Source organism: Mesorhizobium sp. B3-1-8 (assembly GCF_006439495.1).
GTDB lineage: Bacteria > Pseudomonadota > Alphaproteobacteria > Rhizobiales > Rhizobiaceae > Mesorhizobium.
In genome coordinates this window covers 77,877-100,073 of sequence record NZ_VFTK01000025.1, presented here as the reverse complement: position 1 = coordinate 100,073, position 22,197 = coordinate 77,877, and the positions used below count along the sequence as shown (strand labels likewise).

At 65.0% G+C, this 22,197-nt stretch carries 17 protein-coding genes; 9 read left to right on the top strand and 8 right to left on the bottom strand.

Features of this window, described 5'->3' with window-relative positions; translation table 11 throughout:
* Nucleotides 1–244: 244 nt before the first annotated feature.
* The 3 genes from proC to FJ424_RS22490 form a co-directional block, all read right to left on the bottom strand.
* Nucleotides 245–1,060, bottom strand: coding sequence for a pyrroline-5-carboxylate reductase (gene proC / locus FJ424_RS22500; protein WP_140655317.1), 816 nt, complete (start codon nt 1,058–1,060; stop codon nt 245–247).
* Nucleotides 1,061–1,198: 138 nt separating this feature from the next.
* Complete coding sequence (locus FJ424_RS22495) at nt 1,199–2,518, bottom strand: O-antigen ligase (protein ID WP_140655319.1); 1,320 nt, start codon at nt 2,516–2,518, stop codon at nt 1,199–1,201.
* Nucleotides 2,487–3,485, bottom strand: coding sequence for a glycosyltransferase (locus FJ424_RS22490; protein ID WP_140655322.1), 999 nt, complete (start codon nt 3,483–3,485; stop codon nt 2,487–2,489). Before FJ424_RS22490 ends, FJ424_RS22495 begins: the two co-directional genes overlap by 32 nt.
* A 170-nt stretch (nt 3,486–3,655) precedes the next feature.
* On the opposite strand from FJ424_RS22490, the gene FJ424_RS22485 reads away from it, so the two are divergent.
* The 3 genes from FJ424_RS22485 to FJ424_RS22475 are packed head-to-tail and all read left to right on the top strand — an operon-like array spanning nt 3,656 to nt 6,539.
* The gene (locus FJ424_RS22485; RefSeq protein WP_140655325.1) at nt 3,656–4,828 is read left to right on the top strand and encodes a glycosyltransferase family 4 protein; all 1,173 of its coding nucleotides are present in this window, start codon (nt 3,656–3,658) and stop codon (nt 4,826–4,828) included.
* Nucleotides 4,825–5,619 carry a WecB/TagA/CpsF family glycosyltransferase gene (locus tag FJ424_RS22480; RefSeq protein WP_140655328.1) on the top strand — a complete coding sequence of 265 codons (795 nt, stop codon included), beginning with the start codon at nt 4,825–4,827 and terminating at the stop codon, nt 5,617–5,619. Before FJ424_RS22485 ends, FJ424_RS22480 begins: the two co-directional genes overlap by 4 nt.
* The gene (locus FJ424_RS22475; protein ID WP_140655331.1) at nt 5,616–6,539 is read left to right on the top strand and encodes a DUF6492 family protein; all 924 of its coding nucleotides are present in this window, start codon (nt 5,616–5,618) and stop codon (nt 6,537–6,539) included. The genes FJ424_RS22480 and FJ424_RS22475 overlap by 4 nt, the downstream gene beginning before the upstream one ends.
* A gap of 126 nt (nt 6,540–6,665) precedes the next feature.
* On the opposite strand, the gene FJ424_RS22470 is transcribed toward FJ424_RS22475, so the two are convergent.
* Nucleotides 6,666–7,961: a lipopolysaccharide biosynthesis protein gene (locus FJ424_RS22470; RefSeq protein ID WP_140655334.1), complete on the bottom strand. Its 1,296-nt coding sequence runs from the start codon at nt 7,959–7,961 to the stop codon at nt 6,666–6,668.
* A gap of 199 nt (nt 7,962–8,160) precedes the next feature.
* On the opposite strand from FJ424_RS22470, the gene FJ424_RS22465 reads away from it, so the two are divergent.
* The 4 genes from FJ424_RS22465 to FJ424_RS22450 all read left to right on the top strand — a co-directional run bounded on the left by FJ424_RS22465 (nt 8,161) and on the right by FJ424_RS22450 (nt 14,560).
* Entirely contained in the window at nt 8,161–10,689 is a 2,529-nt protein-coding gene (locus FJ424_RS22465) for a GumC family protein (protein WP_140655337.1), read from the top strand.
* A gap of 218 nt (nt 10,690–10,907) precedes the next feature.
* On the top strand, nt 10,908–11,807 hold the full coding sequence (gene folD / locus FJ424_RS22460) for a bifunctional methylenetetrahydrofolate dehydrogenase/methenyltetrahydrofolate cyclohydrolase FolD (protein WP_140655340.1): 900 nt from the start codon (nt 10,908–10,910) through the stop codon (nt 11,805–11,807).
* 19 nt (nt 11,808–11,826) lie between these two features.
* The gene (locus FJ424_RS22455) at nt 11,827–12,825 is read left to right on the top strand and encodes a GlxA family transcriptional regulator (protein ID WP_140647709.1); all 999 of its coding nucleotides are present in this window, start codon (nt 11,827–11,829) and stop codon (nt 12,823–12,825) included.
* 88 nt (nt 12,826–12,913) lie between these two features.
* On the top strand, nt 12,914–14,560 hold the full coding sequence (locus FJ424_RS22450) for a VWA domain-containing protein (protein WP_140655343.1): 1,647 nt from the start codon (nt 12,914–12,916) through the stop codon (nt 14,558–14,560).
* Between the two features lie 53 nt (nt 14,561–14,613).
* Here FJ424_RS22450 and edd read toward each other — a convergent pair whose 3' ends face one another.
* Genes edd through zwf form a run of 3 tightly spaced genes read right to left on the bottom strand, consistent with a single transcriptional unit; the run spans nt 14,614 to nt 18,664 of the window.
* On the bottom strand, nt 14,614–16,437 hold the full coding sequence (edd, locus tag FJ424_RS22445) for a phosphogluconate dehydratase (RefSeq protein WP_140655346.1): 1,824 nt from the start codon (nt 16,435–16,437) through the stop codon (nt 14,614–14,616).
* Between the two features lie 59 nt (nt 16,438–16,496).
* Nucleotides 16,497–17,213: a 6-phosphogluconolactonase gene (gene pgl, locus FJ424_RS22440; RefSeq protein WP_140655349.1), complete on the bottom strand. Its 717-nt coding sequence runs from the start codon at nt 17,211–17,213 to the stop codon at nt 16,497–16,499.
* Nucleotides 17,195–18,664, bottom strand: a complete 1,470-nt coding sequence (zwf, locus tag FJ424_RS22435) for a glucose-6-phosphate dehydrogenase (protein ID WP_140655352.1) — start codon at nt 18,662–18,664, stop codon at nt 17,195–17,197. The genes pgl and zwf overlap by 19 nt, the downstream gene beginning before the upstream one ends.
* Nucleotides 18,665–18,970: 306 nt before the next feature.
* Here zwf and FJ424_RS22430 point away from each other — a divergent pair, with 306 nt between their 5' ends.
* Nucleotides 18,971–19,717, top strand: coding sequence for an SDR family oxidoreductase (locus tag FJ424_RS22430; protein ID WP_095765639.1), 747 nt, complete (start codon nt 18,971–18,973; stop codon nt 19,715–19,717).
* Nucleotides 19,718–19,822: 105 nt separating this feature from the next.
* The gene (locus FJ424_RS22425; protein WP_140655355.1) at nt 19,823–21,142 is read left to right on the top strand and encodes a Mur ligase family protein; all 1,320 of its coding nucleotides are present in this window, start codon (nt 19,823–19,825) and stop codon (nt 21,140–21,142) included.
* Here the strand turns inward: FJ424_RS22425 and FJ424_RS22420 are convergent.
* Entirely contained in the window at nt 21,126–22,016 is an 891-nt protein-coding gene (locus tag FJ424_RS22420; protein WP_140655358.1) for an SH3 domain-containing protein, read from the bottom strand. The two genes, FJ424_RS22425 and FJ424_RS22420, sit on opposite strands and share 17 nt — an antisense overlap.
* Between the last annotated feature and the right edge of the window lie 181 nt (nt 22,017–22,197).

Sequence of the window (22,197 nt, the reverse complement as noted above, 5' to 3'; positions counted from 1 at the left end):
GCCGAGGCACTCCCCACTCGCCGACGAGGCCGGCATGTTCAGTCGAGCGAATGAACATTTGCTTCTGTCAGCGAACGAAAGTTTTATCTGGGTGGCCTATGCCAAAGTCAATCGGCAATCCTTGGGCCAAAGGGAAACCCACCGATTGTTGGGGGAACCGGTTAGCCGGTATAGCAATCGTCGATCCGGCCTGGCCGGCTGGGCGCATGCCAAGCTGGGCTGTTTCCCGGATCGTGTTAGGGTGCTACTTCCCCAGCTCTATCGACCTGAGCCGCGCCGCTTCCACGGCTTCGGTGACGAGCTTCGTCAGCCGGTCGCCGCCCATCAGCACGGCAAGCGCGGCGGCGGTCGTGCCGTTGGGGCTGGTCACCTGCTGGCGCAGCACGCCCGGCTCCTCGTCTGCTTCGGCGGCAAGCGAGGCGGCGCCGAAGACGGTCTGCATGGCAAGCAGCTTGGCGGTCGCGGCAGGCAGGCCGGCCTTCTCGGCCGCAACCGTCAGCGCCTCGATGAAGTGGAAGATATAGGCGGGGCCGGAGCCGGAGACGGCGGTCACGGCGTCCATGAGGCCTTCGTCGTCGATCGTCGTCACGACGCCGCTCGCCGAAAGCAGTTCGGCAACGAAACGGCGGACGTCGTCGGAAACCAGCGGGTTGGAAAAAACCACCATCATGCCCTTGCCGATCGCCGCCGGGGTGTTCGGCATGCAGCGGATCACCGGCGCGAGCTCGCCCAGGATTTCCTCGAAGGTGGCGACCGGCGTGCCGGCGGCGATGGAGAGAAAGCTGGTCCTGCCGTCGCCGAAGCGCTTGTAGTGCGCCGTCACCTCGCGGATCACCTGCGGCTTTACAGCGATGACGACAAGATCGGGCACGGCATCGGCCGGAATGCCGGCGGCGTCGGCGGCGGCACGGCAGCCCAGATGTTCGGCGCGCTGGCGCAGTTCCGCGTTGGGCTCGACCACGAACACCGCTTGCGGCTCGAGCTTGGCGGATTTCAGCCAGCCCGAGAGCATGGCGTAACCCATATTGCCGCAACCGGCGAGAACCAGCCTGATCGTCATGAAAACCTCCGTAAGAAGGCCCTCCTTAGACGGTTGCGCCGCAACGGAAAAGGGCAGTTGGCAGGAGATCGATCGGCCAGGTCGAAGCAATTCCAGGAAAAGTGTCCAGCGGTTTTCCGTCCGGAATTGCGTAACCAACTAGTTTGAAGGGCGAACCGGGATCGGTCGCAGCGAGACTTGTCTCAGGCCAAGCACGCCCAGCACGAAGAACAGCCAGACGGGATCGCCACGGTGGAAGAAGAAGCTCTCCAGGAAACCGTTCAGCGCCGTGAACAGCACCACCATCATGAAGAAATCGCCGAGGAAGATGTTTTCCTTGCGCGCCGGGATGCGCATGTAATCGCGCAAGGGGGCGATCAGGAAGGTGTAGACGGCGACGCAGAGCGCCGGGATGCCCATCAGCACGGCGATGTCGAGATAGCCGTCGTGACCGTGAACGATGGTGCGGATATCCCAGGGCCGGTCGAAGGGCTGATCCTGGTTGAGCAGCAGCGGCGTGCCCCAGAAGCTTTCATAGCCGTAGCCGGTCCATGGCTTCTTCGCCAGCATCTCGCCGGCGAACTCCCAAAGCGTCGTGCGTCCCGTATAGGTCAGGTTCGGGAAATAGATCGCCGCCAGATGCTTCACCGGCGGGATGAAGACGATGCCGAGCGTGCCGACAGCCGTGGCCACGATCGCCAGCGCGAACAGGATCGGCGTGCCCAGCCGCATGCCAATGAGGCTGGGCAGCACCACGATCATGATCGAGAACGGGATCAGCCCGGCGGTCGTCTTGGAGCCGGTGTGCAGCATGAAGATCATCGCCGCGCAGAAGATGCCGGCACCCCACCAGCGCTGGCCGCGCCGGAACAGATAGAGCCCGGCGAAACTGAAGCAGGCCATCACCGGACCGGCGATGTTCTTGTGCGTGAAGACGCCGCGCCACAGGCCGGCATGCTCGGGCTCCTGCGACTCGGCGGTATGCAGCGCCTCATGCGGGAAGACGATCAGTCCGATATACGAAAGGCCGATCACCACGACGGCGGTGAAGATCACCACCCTGGCGAAGGAGTCGGCGTCGCGCGGCAGCACCAGGATCGTCGCCATGGTGATGATGCCGATCATGGTGAAGGAGGCGGCGCGCATCGCCGCGGGCGGATCGGTGGCGAGCACCACCGACAGGAAGAAGAAGCCCAGCATCAGCGCCCAGGACGGGCTCACCAGCGAGCGCACCACGCGCGGATCGGCGAAGGCGAGCAGCGAGAAGATGGAGACCGCGCCGAGCGAGCCGAAGCCGAGCTGGTTGACGATGTCGCCGCCGTCGCCGGTCAGCTCCGCGCCTGCCGGCTGGAAGGGCCGGAACGAGACGATGATGAGGGTGAACAACAGCGCGGCGATAGCCGTCGCCAGACCTTCCCTGGTGAAGGCGGCGCTGAGCGGGGCGCGCTCAATTCTTCTCAGGCTGTCGGTATTGCTCATTGGCATATCCGAATTCGGCAAGCACCCGGCCGAGCGCGACATAGACCGGGTAGAGGCCGCTCGTCAGCGAGCCGGTGCGCGCCAGCCGGACGGCGCCGCGCAACGGCGAGGCCGCAAGCAGCGCCAGGCTCTTCAGGAAAACCTTGGGGCCGGCAAGCGGCGTGCCGGCCCGCTTCTTCTTTTCGACCAGCGTAGAGATCACGCCATTGCGCAGGCTGCGGGCGCGGATCCAGTCGGCCTCGACGCGCCGGGCCGGAACGGTCTCGTTGACCTTTGCCTCGGCGCACCAGCCGAGCAAGAAGCCTTTCTGCGCGGAGCGACTGAGGAAGTCGGAATCGCCGCCGCCCATGAAATTGAACCGCAGATCGAGGAAGGGCGGTCCCATCGCCTGAAGCACGTTGCGCCTCACCAGCAGGTTGCCGGACGAATAGAGCGCCGGCACGCGGCCCGTTTCACGATAGGGTGGTGCAAAGACCGGATGTCCGGCCCATCTGGCGTGGCTCGGATCGGCAAAAACCGGCACTTGCGGGCCGCCGACGATGTCGGCGCCGAGGCTCTCGGCGGCGTTGCACATGCGCTCCAGCCAGTCTGGCTCGGCGATCTCGTCATCGTCGATGACCAAAAGGTGCTTGAAATTGGGAAACTGCTGGATCGCCGTCTGCCAGCCGGCATTGTAGGCGCTGCAATTGCCACGCTCATGCGCGATGATCACGATGCCTGGCATCTCGCCGCTTTCGAACAGCGGCAACACCGCCTTGGCGCCCTCGCGCGCCTCGGCCTCGTTTTCCATGACGATGACGGCAAAGCGCCTGCCGGTCCGCTGCGCCTTGATCGAAGCCAGGGTTTCCAGCACCTGCTTCGGCCGCTTGAAGGTCGGCAGCGTCACGACCGCCTCGACGGTCTCGGCGGCAAGCCCCGGCGACCGCCCCGCGATCGATACAGAAGCGTCGGACGGCAAAGGGATCATCCGTTTCCAGCAGCGTGGGTTCCGCGCCCTCGATAGCATCGCGGTGATAACGCTTCGTTAATCACCTTGTCGTCCGCCTGTCGGAAAAGTCGGGTCTTCGGCCTTTGACAGTGCCATTTAATCAAGGCTTCACCGCGTTTTGCTACCGGCTGCAGCCAAGGATAGGTGAAATGCATCTGCTGTTCGCCACATCGATCGTGCCTGATGGCGCCCTCGCCTCGGGTTACGAGATTGCCAACGCCGCGATCATCGACGCGCTGCGGCGGGCCGGCGTGCGCGTGACGGTGATAGGCTTCATCTGGCCAGGGAAGGCCCCGTCCGATCCCCAGAACACCATCGTGCTCGACGCCGTCGAGGTCCGCACCGAAAGCGCTTGGCCGCTGCGCAAGCTTGCCTGGCTGGGCAAGGCGGTTGTCTCAGGCCTTACCTTTTCCTCGGTCAAGCTGCACGTCGTTTCGGACGGCGAGGTCCGCGCCGCCATCGAGCGCGCCGGTCCCTTCGATGGCTATGTCCTGAATTCGGTGCAGTTCGCCGGTGCCTTTGAGAAGGTTCTCGCCGACCGTCCATTCGTCTTTGTCGCGCACAATGTCGAGCATCGCTCGGCCGAGGAAAATGCCGCCGCGGCCGGCAGCGCGCTGCAGCGCTGGATGTTCCGCCGCGAGGCCAGGCTCCTCAAGGTCATTGAGGAGCGTCTCTGTGGCGCCGCGCGCTTTGTTTTCACGCTGGCCGAGGAAGACCGCGCCGCACTTGGCGTCGCCTCCGACCGACGCTCGGCGGTGCTGCCGCTGGTGACCCGCGCGCAGGAGCCCGCAAGCAAGGCGAAGCGCCATGTCGATTGCGACGCCGCGCTGATCGGCACCTGGACCTGGCAGCCGAACCGCATCGGGCTCGATTGGTTCTTGAGCAAGGTCGTGCCGCATCTGAAGCCGGATTTCCGCGTCAGGATCGCAGGCCACATGCCTGCCGGCGTCAGCTCGCCGCATCCCGGTGTTTCCTTCGTCGGCAGGGTTCCTGACGCGCAGGCCTTCGTGCGTGGCGCCGCCGTCATTCCCCTGATCAGCACCGCAGGCAGCGGGGTGCAGCTGAAGACCATCGAGACCTTCGAGCTCGGCCTGCCGTCCGTCGCCACCAGCCGCTCGCTGCGCGGCATCGGCTATCGTCCCGACAATTGCGTGGTGACCGACGATCCGATTGCCTTCGCCGCTGCTCTCCAGGCCGCCGCGGCCAATGTCCGCGACGTCGACGGCAGCGCCTTCCATCGCCGCCAGCTCAAGGCGCTCGATGCCGCGATCGGGCTTGGCCTGGAGAAGCTCGGCGCCGTCAGGCAGGAGGTCGCCGCATGAACATGCACACCGCGCGCGCCGCCTTCGGCTTCGACACGCTCAAGACCATTTTGGGCATTCCCGTGCTTGCCATACGCTGGGACGAGGCCATCGCGTTGCTCACCAGGCTGATCGACGAGCGTCGCTTCACCAAGGTGAGCTTCCTCAACGCCCACAATGCCAACCTTGCCTGCACCGATCCGGTCTTTGCCGAGGCGCTGGAAAACTTCCTCATCCTCCCCGACGGCGTCGGCGTCGACATGGCGGCAAAGCTGCTTTACGGCGCGCCTTTCCCCAGCAACCTCAACGGCACCGATTTCATTCCGGCCTTCCTGCAGGCCTCGTCGCACCCGCTGACGGTGGCGCTGCTCGGCACGACGCGCGCCAATGCCGAAGCCGCGTGTGCGAAGCTTTCGACGCTCGCCATGCAGCACGAATTCGTCGTCATCCATGACGGCTTCTTCTCTGCCGCCGAGGAGCCGGCGGTCCTCGAGCGCATCGCCAGGCTGCGGCCCGACGTGCTCCTCGTCGCGATGGGCGTTCCGCGCCAGGAATTGTGGATCGAACGCCACATCGACAGCCGCCATTGCACGCTGCCGGTCGCGGTCGGCGCGCTGCTCGATTTCATGAGCGGCTCTGTGCCGCGCGCGCCGCTATGGCTGCGCCGGCTGCGGCTCGAATGGCTGTTCCGCCTATGGATCGAGCCCGGCCGCCTGTGGCGCCGCTACATCGTCGGCAATCCGCTGTTCCTGTGGCGCGTCGTCAGGCAGAAGCTGTCGCTTGGGCCGGGGCCAGCGGAGGCGCGCCGGTGAACAGCCGCTTCGTGCCGGGCACCTCCACCGCAATCGAACCGCTGCCGCGCATGCCCCTGGCTGCGATCGTCACGGCGAGCTACGCTCCCGATTTCGAGCGCTGCCGGCTTCTGTGCGAAACCATCGACCGCCATGTCACCGGCGTGGCGCATCATTACATCCTCACCGAGCATCGCGACGTCGCGCTGTTTCGCCAGCTGGAAGGCAGCCGTCGCAGCGTCGTCGACGAGCGGGACCTGTTGCCGCGCTGGCTGCGCGTGTTCGACGATCCGCTGAGCGGTTTCCGCCGCCGCGTCTGGCTGAGCTTCAAAACGCAGCCGCTGCGCGGCTGGCATGTGCAGCAGCTGCGCCGTATCGCCATTGCCGGGCAGGCAAAGGAAGACGTGCTGGTCTTCTGCGATTCCGACGTCGCCTTCCTGAAACCCTTCGACGCCGGCGCTTTCTGGCGCGACGGCAAGGTGCGGCTGTTCCGGCGCGACGGCGTGCTGTCGAACGATGGACATGACGAGCATCGCATCTGGTCGCGCAATGCCGGTGCCGCGCTCGGCATCGATTCTGCCAATCAATCGAGCCACGATTACATCTCGACGCTGATCGCCTGGCGCCGCGAGACGGTCAACGCGATGTGCGAGCGCATCGAGAAGGTGCATGGCCGCGACTGGATCGGCGTCGTCGGTTCGGCGCGCCAGTTCTCCGAATGCATGATCTATGGCCGCTATGTCGACGACGTGCTTGAGGGCGCCGGCCATTTCCATGGTTCGGAGGAATTCTGCCGCGTCCATTGGAACGGCGAGCCGCTGTCGGATGAGGAATTCCGCCGCTTCGTCGAGACCATGGCGCCGGAACAGGTGGCGATCGGCATGCAGTCCTTCATCGGCACCGATATCGGCCGCATCCGCCGCCTGATCGGCCTTGATTAGCCTGCGCGGGATTCAGGTCAGGCCGAGTCGAAAACAGTGGCTTCTGAGAACCGGAGCGGAGCGTACTAAAGTACGTGAGCACCGGAAGCGCAGGGAGCCGCTGTTTGCAGGCCGGCCTCACCTGAATCAGATCGCCTTCGCCGGGCGGCGCATGGCCGAATAGGTCAGCAGCATCGAGGCGAGATAGAGCAGTAGGAAGACGATGTTGAGCGACAGCACCAGATTGGCCGTGTCGGGGATCGTTGTCAGCACATAGGTCAGCAGCACCCCTTTCAGGCCGGCGAGCAGGCCGAGATTGATCGCCCGCACCGCCGTCTGGCCGCGCGCGAAGAGCAGCTCGGCCTGGTATTCGACGAGGTTGCGCAGGCCGGGAACGCAAACCGCCAGCGCGACCAGCGGCGCTGCCTCGGCGACATTCTTGCCGAGCGCGTTTGGGAAGAAATGCAGCACGATGCCGAGCGATACCAGCGCCAGCGTCGAGACCAGGAACACGCCACCCTCGATCCCGCTCTTGACCGCTAGCCGCGACAGAAGCTCCGGCGCCCGCATCATGCGCTGCACCAGCATCATCGAGAAGGTGCGGATCGGGATCGCGGTGAGATCGACCAGCCGCATGATGATGGCGTAGATGCCGGCCAGATGCGGCCCGCCGATCGACAGCACCAGGAGCTTGTCAAATTCCATCTGCAGGTAGAACAGCACTTCGGATCCGGCGACATAGATGGAATCGGCGAGCCGCCTGAAATAAAGCTCGGCGCGCAGCCTCAGCCGCTGGCGCGGATAGAAGAAGACGAAGGCGACGATGAGCGAGGCGGCATTGGCGCCGATGTAGAACAGCGACCAGACGCCGATGCTGTGCTGCGCGCCAAGCATGAACAGGATCGCGCCGACTGCCCTGAGCGCCGTCGCCAGGATGGCGAGCACGGCCGCCCGCCCGAATTTGCCGAGCCCGTTGTTGACGATCAGCGCCACTTCGACCGGTCGCCACAGAAGCGCTTCCGCGAAGACGACCGCGGCGAAAGCCGACAGCGGCACGGCGCCGGCGAAGAAGATCAGGTAGACGATGTAGGATGCGGCGGCGAGGAACGGCAGCGACAAGACGCCGAGAAGCAGGAAACCGGCGGTGAATGTGCCGATCAGGTTGGGGCGGATGGTGGCGGTGCGGTATAGCGCCGAAATGAATCCGAAGGCGAGGATGCGCGACAGCATGATGCCGGCGGCCGACGCGGTCGCGAACATGCCGAACTCGGCGATCGAAAGCGTGTTGGCCAAAGCCACGAAATAGGCCAGCGAGAACACCAGCCGACCGCCGGCGCCGCTGATCGCCGAAAAATAGTCGGACACCAGTTTCCGGCGGGTGGCCACGAAGTGGCCGATCCGCGCGAAGCTTCGCCTTTGCGGCATGTCGCTGGCCTGGGTCATGTCGGGGGCGATACATAGGCTGGAAAGTTTAACGCGGCGTTCTGGCGCCCGTCCCGGCGGCGCTGAAATGCCGTGAGCAAGGCGAAAAACTCTGCCCGCCGAGGTGCAAAATTAACCGTTTGTTTCCTATGCCTGTTTAGCGTGGCTTAACGATTGGCCGATCCGCGCGCCCAAGCCGCAGAGAGCAAGTTCCAGGACAATGGTCGACAGGGATAACCGTGATGACTGGAGGCGCGAGCGTTCTCTGCTCGCGCTCGGCCAAGCCATGCGTGGCGACGACAAGACGGTCTCGATCGGCGACCGGGCCAATTCTTCCTGGCGCGAGGATGCAGCCGCGCGCCATCGCGCCGCGCGTTCCGAGCGCGAAGAAAAGTTGAACCCGCGTCCCGCCGAGACCGGCGGATTTGACCACGATCAGGCGGAACCGGATTCGGATATGGCCGAAACCGGGGACGACCGGGCGGGAAGAAATCGGCCCGCTTCGTTCGGGCAGGGCTACGAGGCCACTGCGGAAGGCCGCCAGCCGCAGGCCGCTTCCGAACCTCGCCATGCAGGCCGGCCGTCTGCCGGCGGCAATTCCGAGGAGTGGAAACCGCTGATCGACCCGATGCAGGTGGTTCACGGCGTCACGCGATCCAAGGCGTTGATCCTGTCGACAACCATCCTGGGCGCGGCGCTTGGCGTCGCCATCGCGTTGTCGACGCCGAAGAAGTATGAGGCCACGACCGACGTCATTGTCGACCCGCGCGACCTCAAGCTCACCGATCGCGACCTGACGCAGAACGTGGTCGCCTCGGATGCGACCCTCGCCATCGTCGAGAACCAGGTTCGCATCCTGACTTCGGGCACCGTTCTCAACAAGGTCGTCACGGATCTCAACCTTACCAACGACCCCGAATTCAACGGCCAGGGCAAGGGCGGCATCGGTCTGATGTCGACGCTGCGCTCGATCCTGTCGCGGCAGGATGCCGGCGCGGCGGACGAAGCGCGCAAGCGTGCGCTGGCGGTCGGCAATCTGTATGACAGCCTCGATGTCGAGCGCGGCGGCAAGACCTTCGTGGTCTCGGTCAGCGCCACCACGCAGAACGCGGAGAAATCCGCGCTGATCGCCAACACCATGGTCAAGGCCTTCAGGCAGATCTCCAGCGAGATCCAGTCCAGCACGGCGGGCCGCGCCAACGACGAGCTCACCGCCAGGCTCGGCGAATTGCGCAAGGGCGTCGAGACGGCCGAACGCCAGGTCGAGGATTTCAGGGCGACGCATGACCTCGTCGACGCGCAGGGCCACCTGATCAGCGACGACCAGATGCTCAAGCTCAACGAGCAGCTTTCCGTCGCCCGCGCCCGCACGCTCGAGCTCAATGCCCGCGCCGCCTCGGCTCGCTCGCTGAACGTCAATTCGGTCCTTAGCGGCACCTTGCCTGAGGAAATCAACTCCAACATGATGAGCGAGCTGCGCTCGCAATATGCGGCGCTGAAGCAGGAAGCCGATCGCGCCGAGGTCAGGCTTGGGCCCCGCCATCCGGAGATCGAGGCGCTCAACGCCCAACTCGCCGGCGCGCGCGAGCGCATCAGCGCCGAGCTGCAGCGCATCGCATCCTCCCTGCAGGTCGACCTGAAGCGCTCCGTCCAGCTCGAGCAGGATCTGTCGTCGCGCCTGGCGCAGGCCAAGGTGCAGAGCGGCGACGTCAACAACAATCTGGTCTCGCTGCGCGAGCTGGAGCGCGAGGCCGCCGCCAAGCGATCCGTCTACGAGCAGTTCCTGCTGCGCGCCAAGGAAACCGGCGAGCAGAAGGACATCAACACCGCCAATATCAGCGTCATCTCGGACGCCTATGCGCCGCTGCAGGCGAAGGGACCGTCGCGAGCGGTGATGGCCTTGGCCGGCCTGTTCGCCGGCCTGTTCGCCGGCATCGGCCTGGGCGCGCTGCGCGGCATCTATGCGAGCCTGCGCGAGACGGCCGATAACCGCTCGCGCCGCAGCGTCGATAAGCGCGCTCCAATGATGGAGAACAGTTCCAACAAGGCCGCTCCGCCGCCGCCACCGCTTGTGACGCCGCCGGCCCCGCCTGTCGCCCAGCCTCCGGCTCGGTCATTCACGCCGCCGCCCCCGGCCGCGTCTTTCACGCCGCCGCCGGCTCCGTCATTCACGCCGCCCCCAGCCGCATCTTACACGCCGCCGGCAGCTGCGTCCTACGCACCGCCGCCCGCCTCACCTCCAGTGCCGCCTGCGATGACGGCAGCCACGCTGGCTCCAGTCCAACCCGTCGCGCCACCGCCGGAACCGGCCAATGATGCCGGCCGTCCGGGGCTTTTCGGCTCGCTTGCCTCGGCGGTTCGCTATTTCGTGCGGCGCGAGCCGGCCGAAACGGTGGATATGGACTCTGTTCCGCCCGAAAGCGCCTGGCGCGCGCCCAGCCGGGAAGAGCGCTATTCTGGGGCTCAACCATCGGCGCGGGAGAATTTCCGGCCGCCATACGAGCAGGGCTATTCCTATTCGTACCGGCCGGACCATGGCCGGACCGATCCTTACGAGGATCGTTATTCGGCATCGGCGGCACCTTATCATCCGCGATCGCCGGCCGCCGGCGAGGCCGACCAACCCCCCGCCGGCCAGCCCCCCGCCGATCAGCAGGGCGAGATCGACGATATCCGCGCCAGCCTGCGCGAATTCCGCGAAGCGGTGCGCGAGCTGACCGAAAGCCGCACGCGTCGCCGCTATTTCTGAGGCGCCCGTATTTTTAAACGACTAGCGGTTCGATAAAAGCGGCCGGTTTCGGGTTTACGGCATCCGACGACGCTTTGACGGGATTGCCTTGTCGAATTTTGGTGAAAATGCCGCGCTGCATTTCGGCCGCAAGCGTCTCGCTTTGGTGGATCGACAATGCCGATCGAGGAATGGGGCCATGCATCGATGCGGCCTCGAAGCGAAGCTGAGGGTTGGTGATGGCCGAAGTGATTGATGGAAAGAGCGTCGCCGAGGACGTGGTTTCGAAGGTCAAGGCTCTGACCGCGGAGCTGTCGGCCAAGGGAGCCACCAAGCCTGGCCTTGCGGTGGTGATCGTCGGTGAGGACCCGGCAAGCCAGGTCTATGTCGCCTCGAAATCGCGCACCGCCAAGGAATGCGGCTTCCATTCGCTCCAGCATACGCTTCCGGCCGACAACACCGAGGAACAATTGCTGAAGATCATCGGCGATCTCAACGCTGATAAGTCGATCCACGGCATCCTCGTGCAGCTGCCGCTTCCCGGCCATATCGACGCCGGCAAGGTGATCCAGACGATTGCGCCGGAAAAGGATGTCGACGGCTTCCACTTCATCAATGTCGGCAAGCTCGGCACCGGCGAGCTCGAGACGGCCTTCGTGCCCTGCACGCCGGCAGGCTCGATGCTTCTGATCGAGCGTGTGCGCGGCAAGGACCTGTCCGGTCTCAACGCCGTCGTCGTCGGCCGCTCCAACATCGTCGGCAAGCCGATGGCCAATCTGCTGCTCGCCGCCAACTGCACGGTCACCATTGCCCACAGCCGGACCAAAGACCTGCCGGCGCTGGCCCGCACCGCCGACATCCTGGTCGCCGCCGTCGGCCGTCCGGAGATGGTCAAGGGCGATTGGGTGAAGCCCGGCGCCACCGTGATCGACGTCGGGATCAACCGCATCCCGGCGCCCGAAAAGGGCGAGGGCAAGAGCCGCCTGGTCGGCGACGTCGCCTATGCCGAGGCGGCCAAGGTCGCGGGCGCCATCACCCCGGTCCCCGGCGGCGTCGGGCCGATGACCATTGCCATGCTGATGGCGAACACTGTAGCTTCCGCCTACCTCGCGGCCGGGCTGAAGCGGCCGTCCTTCTGATTTTGAGAAAGCCTTTGCATTGCCGAACCTGATTGCTCCCGTTGAACGGCCGATCACGAACGATCCCGTTCAGGGCGGCCGTCAGTTCGGTTTTCTGCTGGTCGACAAATTCTCGATGTTCTCGCTGGCGGCGGCTATCGACTGCTTCCGCTCGGCGAACCGCCTGCTCGGCCGCGATTTCTACGGCTGGACGACGATTTCGGCCGATGGCGACGCGGTGATGGCCTCGAACGGCCTGCCGCTGAAGATCGACTATTCGGTCGCCGACATGCCGCCGGTCGACATCCTGTTCGTCTCGGTCGGGCTCACCACCGAATTCCCCGGCAAGAGCAAGGTGCTGGCGGCGCTGCGCAGCTGGGGCCGGCGCGGCAACGCGCTGGGGGCGCTTTCGGTCGGCTCCTATCTCTTGGCCGAGGCCGGGCAGCTCGACGGCTACCGCTGCACGATCCATTGGGAGAACCGCGCCGGCTTCATGGAACGTTTCCCCGACATCAACTGCACCGGCAATGTCTTCGAGATCGACCGCAAGCGCTACACCTGCGCCGGCGGCACCACCTCGATCGACCTGATGCTGGAGATCGTGCGCGGCGATTTCGGCTCCAACCTCGCCAACGGCGTCGCCAACCAGTTCCAGCACGAGCGCATCCGCTCGGCCGGCGACCGCCAGCGCGTCGGACCGGAGCGCGACCTCACCGGAAAGTCGGAAAAGCTCAGGCGCATCGTCGAATTGATGGCCGACCATCTCGACGAGCCGCTGTCGGCGGTGCAGCTTGCCAAGTCGGCGGGGTTGTCGGTGCGCCAGGTCGAGCGCCTGTTCCTGCGCCATTTGAGCGTGACGCCTGGCCGCTACTATATGCGGCTGCGGCTCGAACGCGCGCGCGAATTGCTGCGCCAGACCAACATGCCGATCCTCGACGTGGCGATCGCCACCGGCTTCACCTCGCATTCCTATTTCGCGCAGAGCTACCGGCTGCAGTTCGGCCGTCCGCCATCGGAAGAGCGGCGCACCACTTATTGAGTGACTTCGCCGGCCATCGGACTTGTCTCCGAATGCCGCGTCAAATAGCTTTCGCAACGCGGACGAGGGCTACTCTCAGGAGATTTCCATGGCGGGACTGATACGGAGCGTCGCTGCGGCGCTCCTGCTTTTGTCGATGACCAGTTTCGGCTTTGCCGCCAACAAGGTCATCATCATCCTCGATGCATCAGGCTCGATGTGGGCCCAGATCGACGGCAAGCCGAAGCTGGAGATCGCGCGTGAATCGCTGCGAACGGTGCTGCAGTCGGTTCCGGCCGACGACGAGATCGGCTTCATGGCCTATGGCCATCGCACCAAAGGCAGCTGCGACGACATCGAGCTGATCGTGCCGCCGCAAGCCGGTTCCGCCAGCGCCATCTCGTCGGCGGCCGACAGTATGAAATTCCTCGGCAAGACGCCGCTCACGGCCGCTGTCAAGCAGGCCGCCGAGGCGCTGAAATACACCGAGGACAAGGCGACGGTGGTGCTGATCACCGACGGTTTGGAGACCTGCGGCGGCGATCCTTGCGCGCTCGGCAAGGAGCTGAAGGAAAGCGGTGTCGACTTCACCGCCGATGTCGTCGGCTTCGGCCTGACCGCGGACGAGGGCAAGCAGATCGCCTGCCTCGCCGAAAACACCGGCGGCAAATACATCCAGGCCTCCGACGAGAAAGCGCTGCAGGAAGCTCTCGTCGAAACCGTCGCGGCTCCGGCTCCCACGCCTGAACCGGCTCCGGCCCCGGCGCCTGAGCCGGCAAAGCCGGAGTTCAATTTCATGCCGAGCGTAGTGCTCGCCGAGGGCGATGATCCGATCACCGACGGCAATGTCTGGGAGGTCTACAAGGCCAAGTCCGACGGTACGCGCGGCGAATCCGTCACCACCGAATACGGCGCCTACAAGGGCAATCTGGAGCCGGGCGATTATGTCGTGGTCGCGACCGATGGACAGGCCAAGGCGGAGCAGAAGATCAAGATCGAGGCAGGCCAGGCCTACCAGCCGCTCTTCATCTTGAATGCCGGCAAGCTGATCCTTCATCCGCGGCCGAGCCCGGGGGCAGACATCGCCGGCGGCGCTATACTGGAATTCGCCTATCCGGGCGACCACACGACGACATACGGCGATACCAAGGTCATCCTCCCGGCCGGCGAGGAGAAGGTCACGGTGACGATCGGCAGCGGCACGATCACCGAAACCATTCAGCTCGCGGCCGGGCAGACGGTCGAGAAGGACATGATCGTCGGCGTCGGCAAGGCCAAGGCCAACGCCTTCTACACTCAGGGCGGCGAAAAGGCCGGGGCGGACGTGTCCTGGAAGGTCTACAAGGCGGCCAAGAAGCTCGATGGCACCCGCGATCAGGTGACCTACGCCTATGGTCCCGACAGCCAGTTCGACCTGCCGCCCGGCGACTACGTGATGGGCGTCGACGTGCAGGCCGTGTCCACCGAGCAGCCTTTCAGCGTGACGGTCGGACAGATGACCGATGTCAACGTGACGCTGAATGCCGGTGTCGTGGCAGTCGACGCGCCCGGCGCGGACGGCTTCAAGATCTTCGAGGCCAAGAAGAACATCCAGGGCGAGCGCAAGCAGGCGACCTACGCCTACGGCGAGAAGATGCAGACCACGCTTGCCGCGGGCGACTACGTGCTCGTGACCAACTTCACCACCGACAAGGCCGACAAGGAGACGCCTTTCACCATCAAGGCCGGCGAGCGCAACGAACTCACCGTCCAGTAGGCACTGCGATCAGGGCGGCCTCGAGCCGCCCTTTTTTATTGAAGTCGAGAAGATCAGGCGTTGCCGAAAGCGGCGGCGCCATGGTCGGCGCGGCCGACCAGTTGCCGGAAGCCGGCGAACAACTCACGGCCGAAGCCGAACTCGTTGCCGATGAGATCGGCTTCGGCCGTGCGGCGCAGCGCGAATTCCGTCCCCGGCACCAGCACTTCCAGCGTGCCTGCATCGGCGTCGAGCCGGATGACGTCGCCGTCGTGGATCCTGGCGATCGGCCCGTCCTCGACCGCTTCCGGCGTCACATGGATCGCCGCCGGCACCTTGCCGGAGGCGCCCGACATGCGCCCGTCGGTGACCAGCGCCACGCGCTGGCCGCGATCCTGCAGGATGCCGAGCACCGTGGTCAGCTTGTGCAGTTCCGGCATGCCGTTGGCCTTAGGGCCCTGGAAACGGATGACGGCGATGAAATCGCCGGTCAGCGTACCGGCCTTGAAGGCGTCGTTCAGCGCCTGCTGGCTGTCGAACACCTTTGCCGGCGCCTCAATGACACGGCGTTCCGGTTTCACGGCAGAGGTCTTGATCACGGCGTGACCGAGATTGCCGCCCAGCACTTTCAGGCCGCCCGTCGGTTGGAACGCCTTCTTGAACGGCGCCAGCACCTTCTCGTCGCCGCTCTGCGAAGGTGCTGCCTCGCGCACGACACCGCCGTCGTCGCCAAGCCGCGCCTCGACGGCGTAGGGCCACAGGCCTTCGCCCCACACCGTCTGCACATCCTCGTGCAATAGGCCTTCGTCGAGCAACTCGCGGATCAGGAAGCCGAGCCCGCCAGCGGCATGGAAATGGTTCACGTCGGCAAGCCCGTTCGGATAGACGCGCGCCAAGAGCGGCACCGCCTCCGACAGGTCGGAAATGTCCTGCCAGGTCAGCGCGATGCCCGCGGCGGCGGCCATCGCGATCAGATGGATCGTGTGGTTGGTCGAGCCGCCGGTGGCGTGCAGGCCGACGACCCCGTTGACGATCGAGCGCTCGTCGATCATGCGCCCGACCGGCGTATAGGCGTTGCCGAGCGCGGTGATCGCCAGCGCCCGCTTCGCCGCTTCCCTCGTCAGCGCGTCGCGCAGCGGCGTGCCGGGATTGACGAAGGAGGCGCCGGGCGTGTGCAGGCCCATGATCTCCATCAGCATCTGGTTGGAGTTGGCGGTTCCGTAGAAGGTGCAGGTGCCCGGCCCGTGATAGGATTTGGACTCGGCCTCGAGCAGTTCGGCGCGGCCGACCTTGCCTTCGGCATAAAGCTGGCGGATCTTGGCCTTCTCGTCATTCGCGAGGCCCGTCGTCATCGGCCCGGCCGGGATGAAGACTGCAGGCAGATGGCCGAAGGTGAGCGCCGCGATCACCAGCCCGGGCACGATCTTGTCGCACACGCCGAGGAACACGGCCGCGTCGAACATGTTGTGCGACAGGCCGATCGCCGCAGCCATCGCGATCACGTCGCGCGAGAACAGCGACAGCTCCATGCCGGGCTGGCCTTGCGTGACGCCGTCGCACATGGCCGGCACGCCGCCGGCGACTTGAGCAATGCCGCCCGCTTCCCGCGCGGCTTCCTTGATCAGCGCCGGGAACGTCTCGAAGGGCTGATGCGCCGACAGCATGTCGTTGTAGGAGGTGATGATGCCGAGGTTCGGCACGCGGTCGCCGCCGAGCGCGATCTTTTCGGACGGGCTGCACACGGCAAAGCCGTGGGCGAGGTTGCCGCAGCCCAGCACCGCGCGGTTGGCGGTACGGTTGGAAGCCTCCGCGATGCGGCCGAGATAGGCTTCGCGGCCTGCTTTCGAACGGTGGCGGATGCGTTCCGTGATGGCTTCGATATCGCGTCTGGCTGTCATGGTCCGTCCTTTCGAGCCCGGCAACGTCCTCCCAGCGCCGTCGGGCCGTCATGTTGCAATCAGGGTGCCCAGAACACCTCTATTGGTCTCGGCGCCGCCTCGAGCACTCTGCGGATGGGCTTCTCGGCGCCACGACCCATCGCGCCGTTGAACGCGGCGCGCTTGTCCTCGCCTTCGATATGGAGCGCGACGAAGCCGGCGGCGACGATGCGCGCCATCGACAGCGTCAGCCGCGGCTCGCCGCCGCTCGCCGCGTGCACCGGCAGCACGATCCGCCGCGAGGCAGGGTCGAGCAATTCCTCGAGGTTGCCGGCATCGGGAAAGAACGAGGCGGTATGGCCGTCGCCGCCCATGCCGAGGACCACCACGTCGAGCGGCCAGGGCAGCGCCTGCAGTGCTTCGCTGTCCGCCGCGGCTGCGTCCTCGATGCTTGCCGCCTCATGGTAGAGCGGCACGAAACGTGCCGCGGCTGCCTTGTTCTGGAGCAGGTTCGCCGCCACCAGCCCGGCATTCGAGCGCGGCGAGGACGGCGGCACGAAGCGCTCGTCGACCAGCGTCACGGTGACCTTGTCCCAGGCGATCGGCGCGGTCGACAGCGCGGCGAAGAGCTTCGCCGGCGTGGTGCCGCCGGACACCGCGAGCAGCGCGGTGCCGCGTTCCGAGATGGCGCCGCTCAGCCGGTCGGCAATCTGCCCGGCAAGCGCCGTCGCCAGGTCCTGGCGACCGGCAAAGCCGTTCCAGCCGTAACGGACTTCGCTCAATTGCTCTCGTGCCATGTCCGTCCGTCACGTTCGATCAAGGCAATCGAGGCCGACGGCCCCCAGGTTCCGGCCGTGTAGCCCTGAGCTTCCTGCCTGGCGCTTTCCCAGGCGTTCTGGATCGGGTCGATCCACTTCCAGGCCGCTTCGACCTCGTCGCGGCGCATGAACAGGGTCTGGTTGCCGCGCACCACATCCATGATCAGTCGCTCATACGCGTCCGGCGCGCGTCCCTGGAAGGACTGCGCGAAGCTCATGTCGAGCGAGATTTGGCGCAGCCGCATGCCGCCCGGTCCCGGGTCCTTGATCATGATGTACTGCTTGACGCCTTCGTCCGGCTGCAGCCGGATCACCAGTTGGTTGGCGAAGATCGGCCCGGCGCTCTCGCCGAAGATCGAATAGGGGATCGGCTTGAACTCAATGACGATTTCCGAGACGCGGGTGGCGAGCCGCTTGCCAGTCCTCAGGTAGAACGGAACCCCGGCCCAGCGCCAGTTGCCGATCTCGGCCTTGATGGCGACGAAGGTCTCGGTGTTGCTGTCCTTGCCGAGCTCCTCGACGTAGCCCTTGACCGGACCGCCCGCCGAGGCGCCGGCGCGATACTGGCCGCGCACCGTGTGCTTGGGCGCCTCATTGCCGTTGATGCGCTTCAGCGCCCTCAGCACCTTCAGCTTCTCGTCGCGGACGGCGTCGGCGTCCATCGACGACGGCGTCTCCATGGCGACCAGGCAGAGCAACTGAAGCATATGGTTCTGCACCATGTCGCGCAGCGCACCTGCCTTGTCGTAGTAGGTGACGCGATCCTCGAGCCCCACTGTTTCGGCGACCGTGATCTGGACATGGTCGATCTGGGCCGAGTTCCATAACGGCTCGTAAAGCGCGTTGGCAAAGCGCAGCGCCATCAGGTTCTGGACCGTTTCCTTGCCGAGATAGTGATCGATGCGGAAGATCTGGCTTTCGTGGAAATCGTCACCCACCGCATCATTGAGCGCCCGCGCCGAGGTGAGGTCGCGGCCGATCGGCTTCTCCAGCACGATGCGCGAGCTCGGCGTGATCAGCTTGTGCTCCTTTAGCTGGTGCGAAATGTCGCCGAACAGCGCCGGCGCCACGGCGAGGTAGAAGGCGCGGATGCAGTCGCTGTCGCCGATTGCCTTCTTGAGTTTGTCGAAGCCGGTGCCGGTCGTCGCGTCCGCCGAGACATAGGAAAGCCTGGCCAGGAAGCTCTCCAACTCCTTGGCGTCGATATCGGACGGCTTCACATGCTGCGATATCGCCTTCTTGGCGAAGGCTTGGAATTCACCATCGGTCATTTTGGCGCGCGAGGTGCCGATGATGCGCGTCGGCTCGGAGAACTGGTGGCCGCACTGGCGGTAGTAGAGCGACGGCAGGAGCTTGCGTTCCGACAGGTCGCCGGTGCCGCCGAAGATGATGAAGTCGAAGGGATCGACAGGAATGATCTGGCTGGTCATGGTCAGTCCGATTTGATGCCGGGCGCCGGCAGCGTGGTTGGTATATTCTAATCGATTTAAATTTTCCAGTGCCATGGTGTCACATGCGAGGACCAATCGCTTGCACTTGCATCGGTCCACATGTTTCCCGACACTCACGCCGCCGGTAGGCCTGTCGGGCAAGCCATGGCTTCCGGAAGCGTTCGCGGCTGCAGCATAGAACGCGAATGTGACGAAAGCTAAGGGAGATGTAGCCTGGCTCGCGGTGGGCCGGGCGGCAGGTGGAAAAGTCACGTCAAGCTGCGGAATCCAATGAGCGGGAAAAGCATGCGTCTGGAAAACAAGGTCGCCGTCATCACCGGTGCCGCGTCGGGCTTCGGCGAAGGCATGGCCAAGCGCTTCGCCGAAGAGGGCGCGCGCGTGGTCGTCGCCGACCTCAACGCCAGGGGCGCCGAGCGGGTGGCCGAAGAGATCGGCGAGAGCGCGATCTGGACCCAGACCGACGTTTCCCTGCGCTCCGAATTCGACGAGATGATCTATGCCGCCAAGAGCGCTTTCGGCCGCATCGACATCATGGTCAACAATGCGGGCTTCACCCATCGCAACGGCGACATGCTCGGCGTCGATGAGGAAACCTTCGACCTGATCACCGCGGTCAACATGAAGGCGATCTATCACGCGGCGCTTGCCGTCGTGCCGATCATGGACCGGCAGGGAGGCGGCGTCATCCTGACCACGGCCTCGACGGCCGGGCTTCGGCCGAGGCCAGGCCTGACCTGGTATAACGCCTCCAAGGGCTGGGCGATCACCGCCACCAAGTCGATGGCGGTCGAACTGGCGCCGAAGAACATCCGCGTCAACTGCCTCTGCCCGGTCGCCGGCGAGACCGGCATGCTGGAGAAGTTCATGGGCGCCGACACGCCGGAGATCCGCGAGAAATTCCGCGCCTCGATCCCGCTCGGCCGGCTTTCGACGCCGCTCGATATCGCCAACGCGGCGCTGTGGCTGGCCTCGGATGAAGCCGCCTTCATCACCGGCGTGGCGCTGGAGGTCGACGGCGGCCGCTGCATCTGAGCCGCTTCAGGTGGCGCATGCCAGCTTTATGCGCGGTCAAGCCGAGTCCCATTTGACTTCATGGTCCGTCAAAACGATAACGGATCGGGGTAGGGGAATTGGCGCGTGGTTAAGGTCAGGCTGCGTGAAATTCGCAAAGATCTGGGCTGGCGATTGCGTCGCTATCGGGCAAACCGTGCGCGTGCCCAAAGCAAGGCTGTCTTCATCGGGATAACCGGCAGTTCCGGCAAATCGACGGCAACCAGTTTGCTTGGGCATATCCTGGCCGGTCACGGCACGGTCCATACGCAAGTTCTGGCCAACACGCTCAACGCACTGGTCCGCACGCTCTACAAGCGCATGAAACGCGCGGGCGAAGTCGACTACGTCGTCTTCGAAGCCGGCGCGTATGAGCCCGGTTCGATCCGAGGCATGGCGCAAATGCTGAAGCCGGACGTCGCGCTCGTGACGATGATCCGGCTGGAGCATGTCGGCAAGTTCAGGACGCTGGAAGCTGTTGCGCGGGAAAAACGGGCGCTGGTCGATGCGTTGGAGCCCGGCGGACTCGCGATCTTGAACGCCGACGACCCGCATGTGCTTGACATGGCTTCGGGCGCAAGGTGCCGCGTCGCGACTTTCGGTCAGTCCGAGGCCGCGGACTATCGTGTAACAGACATCCATGCCGCCTATCCGGACCTGCTCAGATTTTCGCTTCGATGGCACGGTGGCGACATACACATGCAGACACCATTCCCCGGCGAGCACTTCTGGCTGCCGGCAGCCGCCGCCGTCGTCACGGCGCTGGAACTTGGTGCTCCACCGGAGAAAATCGCCGCAAGGACCGCATCCTTCGAACCTCTGGCCAACCGCTGCACGGTGCTGGTGACCGATCGGGGTCCACAGTTCATCGTCGATGCTGCCAAAGCGCCCTGGCATTCGCTGAACATTGCGTTCGAGATGATGGCCAAAGCGACGGCCGTTCGTAAACGGATCGTCGTCGGACAGATTTCCGACTACACCGGTTCGTCGAGAAAGTATGGCACTGCTTACGGTATCGCGCGCGACGTCGCCGACGAGGTCATCTATACCGGCGACAATGCCCACCGCTCACGCGCCAGCCAGGCCGACCGCGACAGCGGCCGTTTCGTGGAGCTTCGCACCCCGAAGGAAGTCTCCGATCACATCAAGCAGACCGCCGTCCCCGGAGAACTGATCCTGCTGAAGAGCTCATCCAATCTTCATCTGGAGAGGATCGCGCTGGCCTGGACGCACGACATCAGGTGCTGGATTCAGGCGTGCGGCAAGAAAGAGGCCTGCCAGACTTGCGGCCTCTACGAAGTGCCGTTCGAAGACCACAAGTCCTTCATCGCGGATCTCAGGCTTGAGCGCAGGAAAGGTCGGCTCGGGCGGCTGCTTGGCGGATTGGGCCTTATGCGCCGGTCTTGATGTAGCTTTTGTAGACCCAGCCGTGCTTGCCGTTATAGACGATCTCGCACCATTTCTTACAATTCATCACCTGCACCGATGCCTTGGCCGGCACCGTGGCGATTGCGGCGGCACCTTTCTTCGGGCCTGAGCGCATGGTCACCGCCCTCAAGACGCGCCCGTTTGCGGCCGCGCTGGCTCTTTGAGCTTTCGGCTCAGGCTGTGCCGAGCTGTCCGTCGCTGCCGGCTGCGGATCTGGAACCTGCGGCTTGGCTTCGGGAATGGCGGCGGTTTGGGCGCCGTCCATCGTGTCGCCCGGCTTTTTCGCGGCCGCTGCTGTCTCGCTGGCGGAACCGGCGACCTGCGACAGCGCGTCCGAAGCGTCGTTCTCGGCATTGGCCTCGGCAAAGGCCGTATCGGTCGATTGCGCGGGGGCCGTGTCGGCGGCCTGCTTGAATGGAGCTGGCTGGTTCTCGGCCGGGGCAGGTGGCGTCTTGGCATCGGAAGCCGTCCAGCGAGGGTTGTTTGATGCCAAGGCCGGAATGTTGGCTTCGCGGGCCGCCGTCGTGGGCGTTACCGCATCCCCCTTGCGCGCGGCCTGCGGCGCCGTCGCCACAGTGACCGCCGCTGCCGCCGGAGCGACTTTCGTGGTCTTCACCGGAATTGTCGGAACGATCTGCGCGGCATTTGCCGCGGTCACTTGCCGGTCACTGCCCGGAACGCACAGCCACAGCGCCACCGCGGCCACGCCGAGCAGCGCGGCGGTGCCGACCGCTGCAATGACCAGATGCGCGTTCGACTGTACCTTCTGCCAGAAGGATGGCCGTACGTTATAGCCGAACTGCATTGTAAAGCGCTGCCGTTCCGGCGCGCCGAAACTGAAGGGCTCGTTCACTCAAACCACCTCCAACAAGCGGGCCGACGTTCTTTCGATCATTGCCGTAACGATTGGCTTCGATCGGCATCGGTCCCGAAATCTTTGCGGGCAGGCCCGCGAAATCCCCGGATTTTCGCCCATAATTGCATCTTTTACTGCTGATTATGGCATGAGTGAGCCAATTTGCGAAATTCTGCGC

Excerpts from the sequence above, each read along its gene's own strand:
- FJ424_RS22430 (WP_095765639.1), top strand. The coding sequence starts at position 18,971 with ATGCGTCTGGAAAACAAGGTCGCCGTCATCACCGGTGCCGCGTCGGGC.
- FJ424_RS22490 (WP_140655322.1), bottom strand. The coding sequence starts at position 3,485 with ATGATCCCTTTGCCGTCCGACGCTTCTGTATCGATCGCGGGGCGGTCG.
- FJ424_RS22470 (WP_140655334.1), bottom strand. The coding sequence starts at position 7,961 with ATGACCCAGGCCAGCGACATGCCGCAAAGGCGAAGCTTCGCGCGGATC.
- proC (WP_140655317.1), bottom strand. The coding sequence starts at position 1,060 with ATGACGATCAGGCTGGTTCTCGCCGGTTGCGGCAATATGGGTTACGCC.
- FJ424_RS22465 (WP_140655337.1), top strand. The coding sequence starts at position 8,161 with ATGGTCGACAGGGATAACCGTGATGACTGGAGGCGCGAGCGTTCTCTG.
- FJ424_RS22495 (WP_140655319.1), bottom strand. The coding sequence starts at position 2,518 with ATGAGCAATACCGACAGCCTGAGAAGAATTGAGCGCGCCCCGCTCAGC.
- edd (WP_140655346.1), bottom strand. The coding sequence starts at position 16,437 with ATGACAGCCAGACGCGATATCGAAGCCATCACGGAACGCATCCGCCAC.
- pgl (WP_140655349.1), bottom strand. The coding sequence starts at position 17,213 with ATGGCACGAGAGCAATTGAGCGAAGTCCGTTACGGCTGGAACGGCTTT.
- zwf (WP_140655352.1), bottom strand. The coding sequence starts at position 18,664 with ATGACCAGCCAGATCATTCCTGTCGATCCCTTCGACTTCATCATCTTC.
- folD (WP_140655340.1), top strand. The coding sequence starts at position 10,908 with ATGGCCGAAGTGATTGATGGAAAGAGCGTCGCCGAGGACGTGGTTTCG.
- FJ424_RS22485 (WP_140655325.1), top strand. The coding sequence starts at position 3,656 with ATGCATCTGCTGTTCGCCACATCGATCGTGCCTGATGGCGCCCTCGCC.
- FJ424_RS22450 (WP_140655343.1), top strand. The coding sequence starts at position 12,914 with ATGGCGGGACTGATACGGAGCGTCGCTGCGGCGCTCCTGCTTTTGTCG.
- FJ424_RS22480 (WP_140655328.1), top strand. The coding sequence starts at position 4,825 with ATGAACATGCACACCGCGCGCGCCGCCTTCGGCTTCGACACGCTCAAG.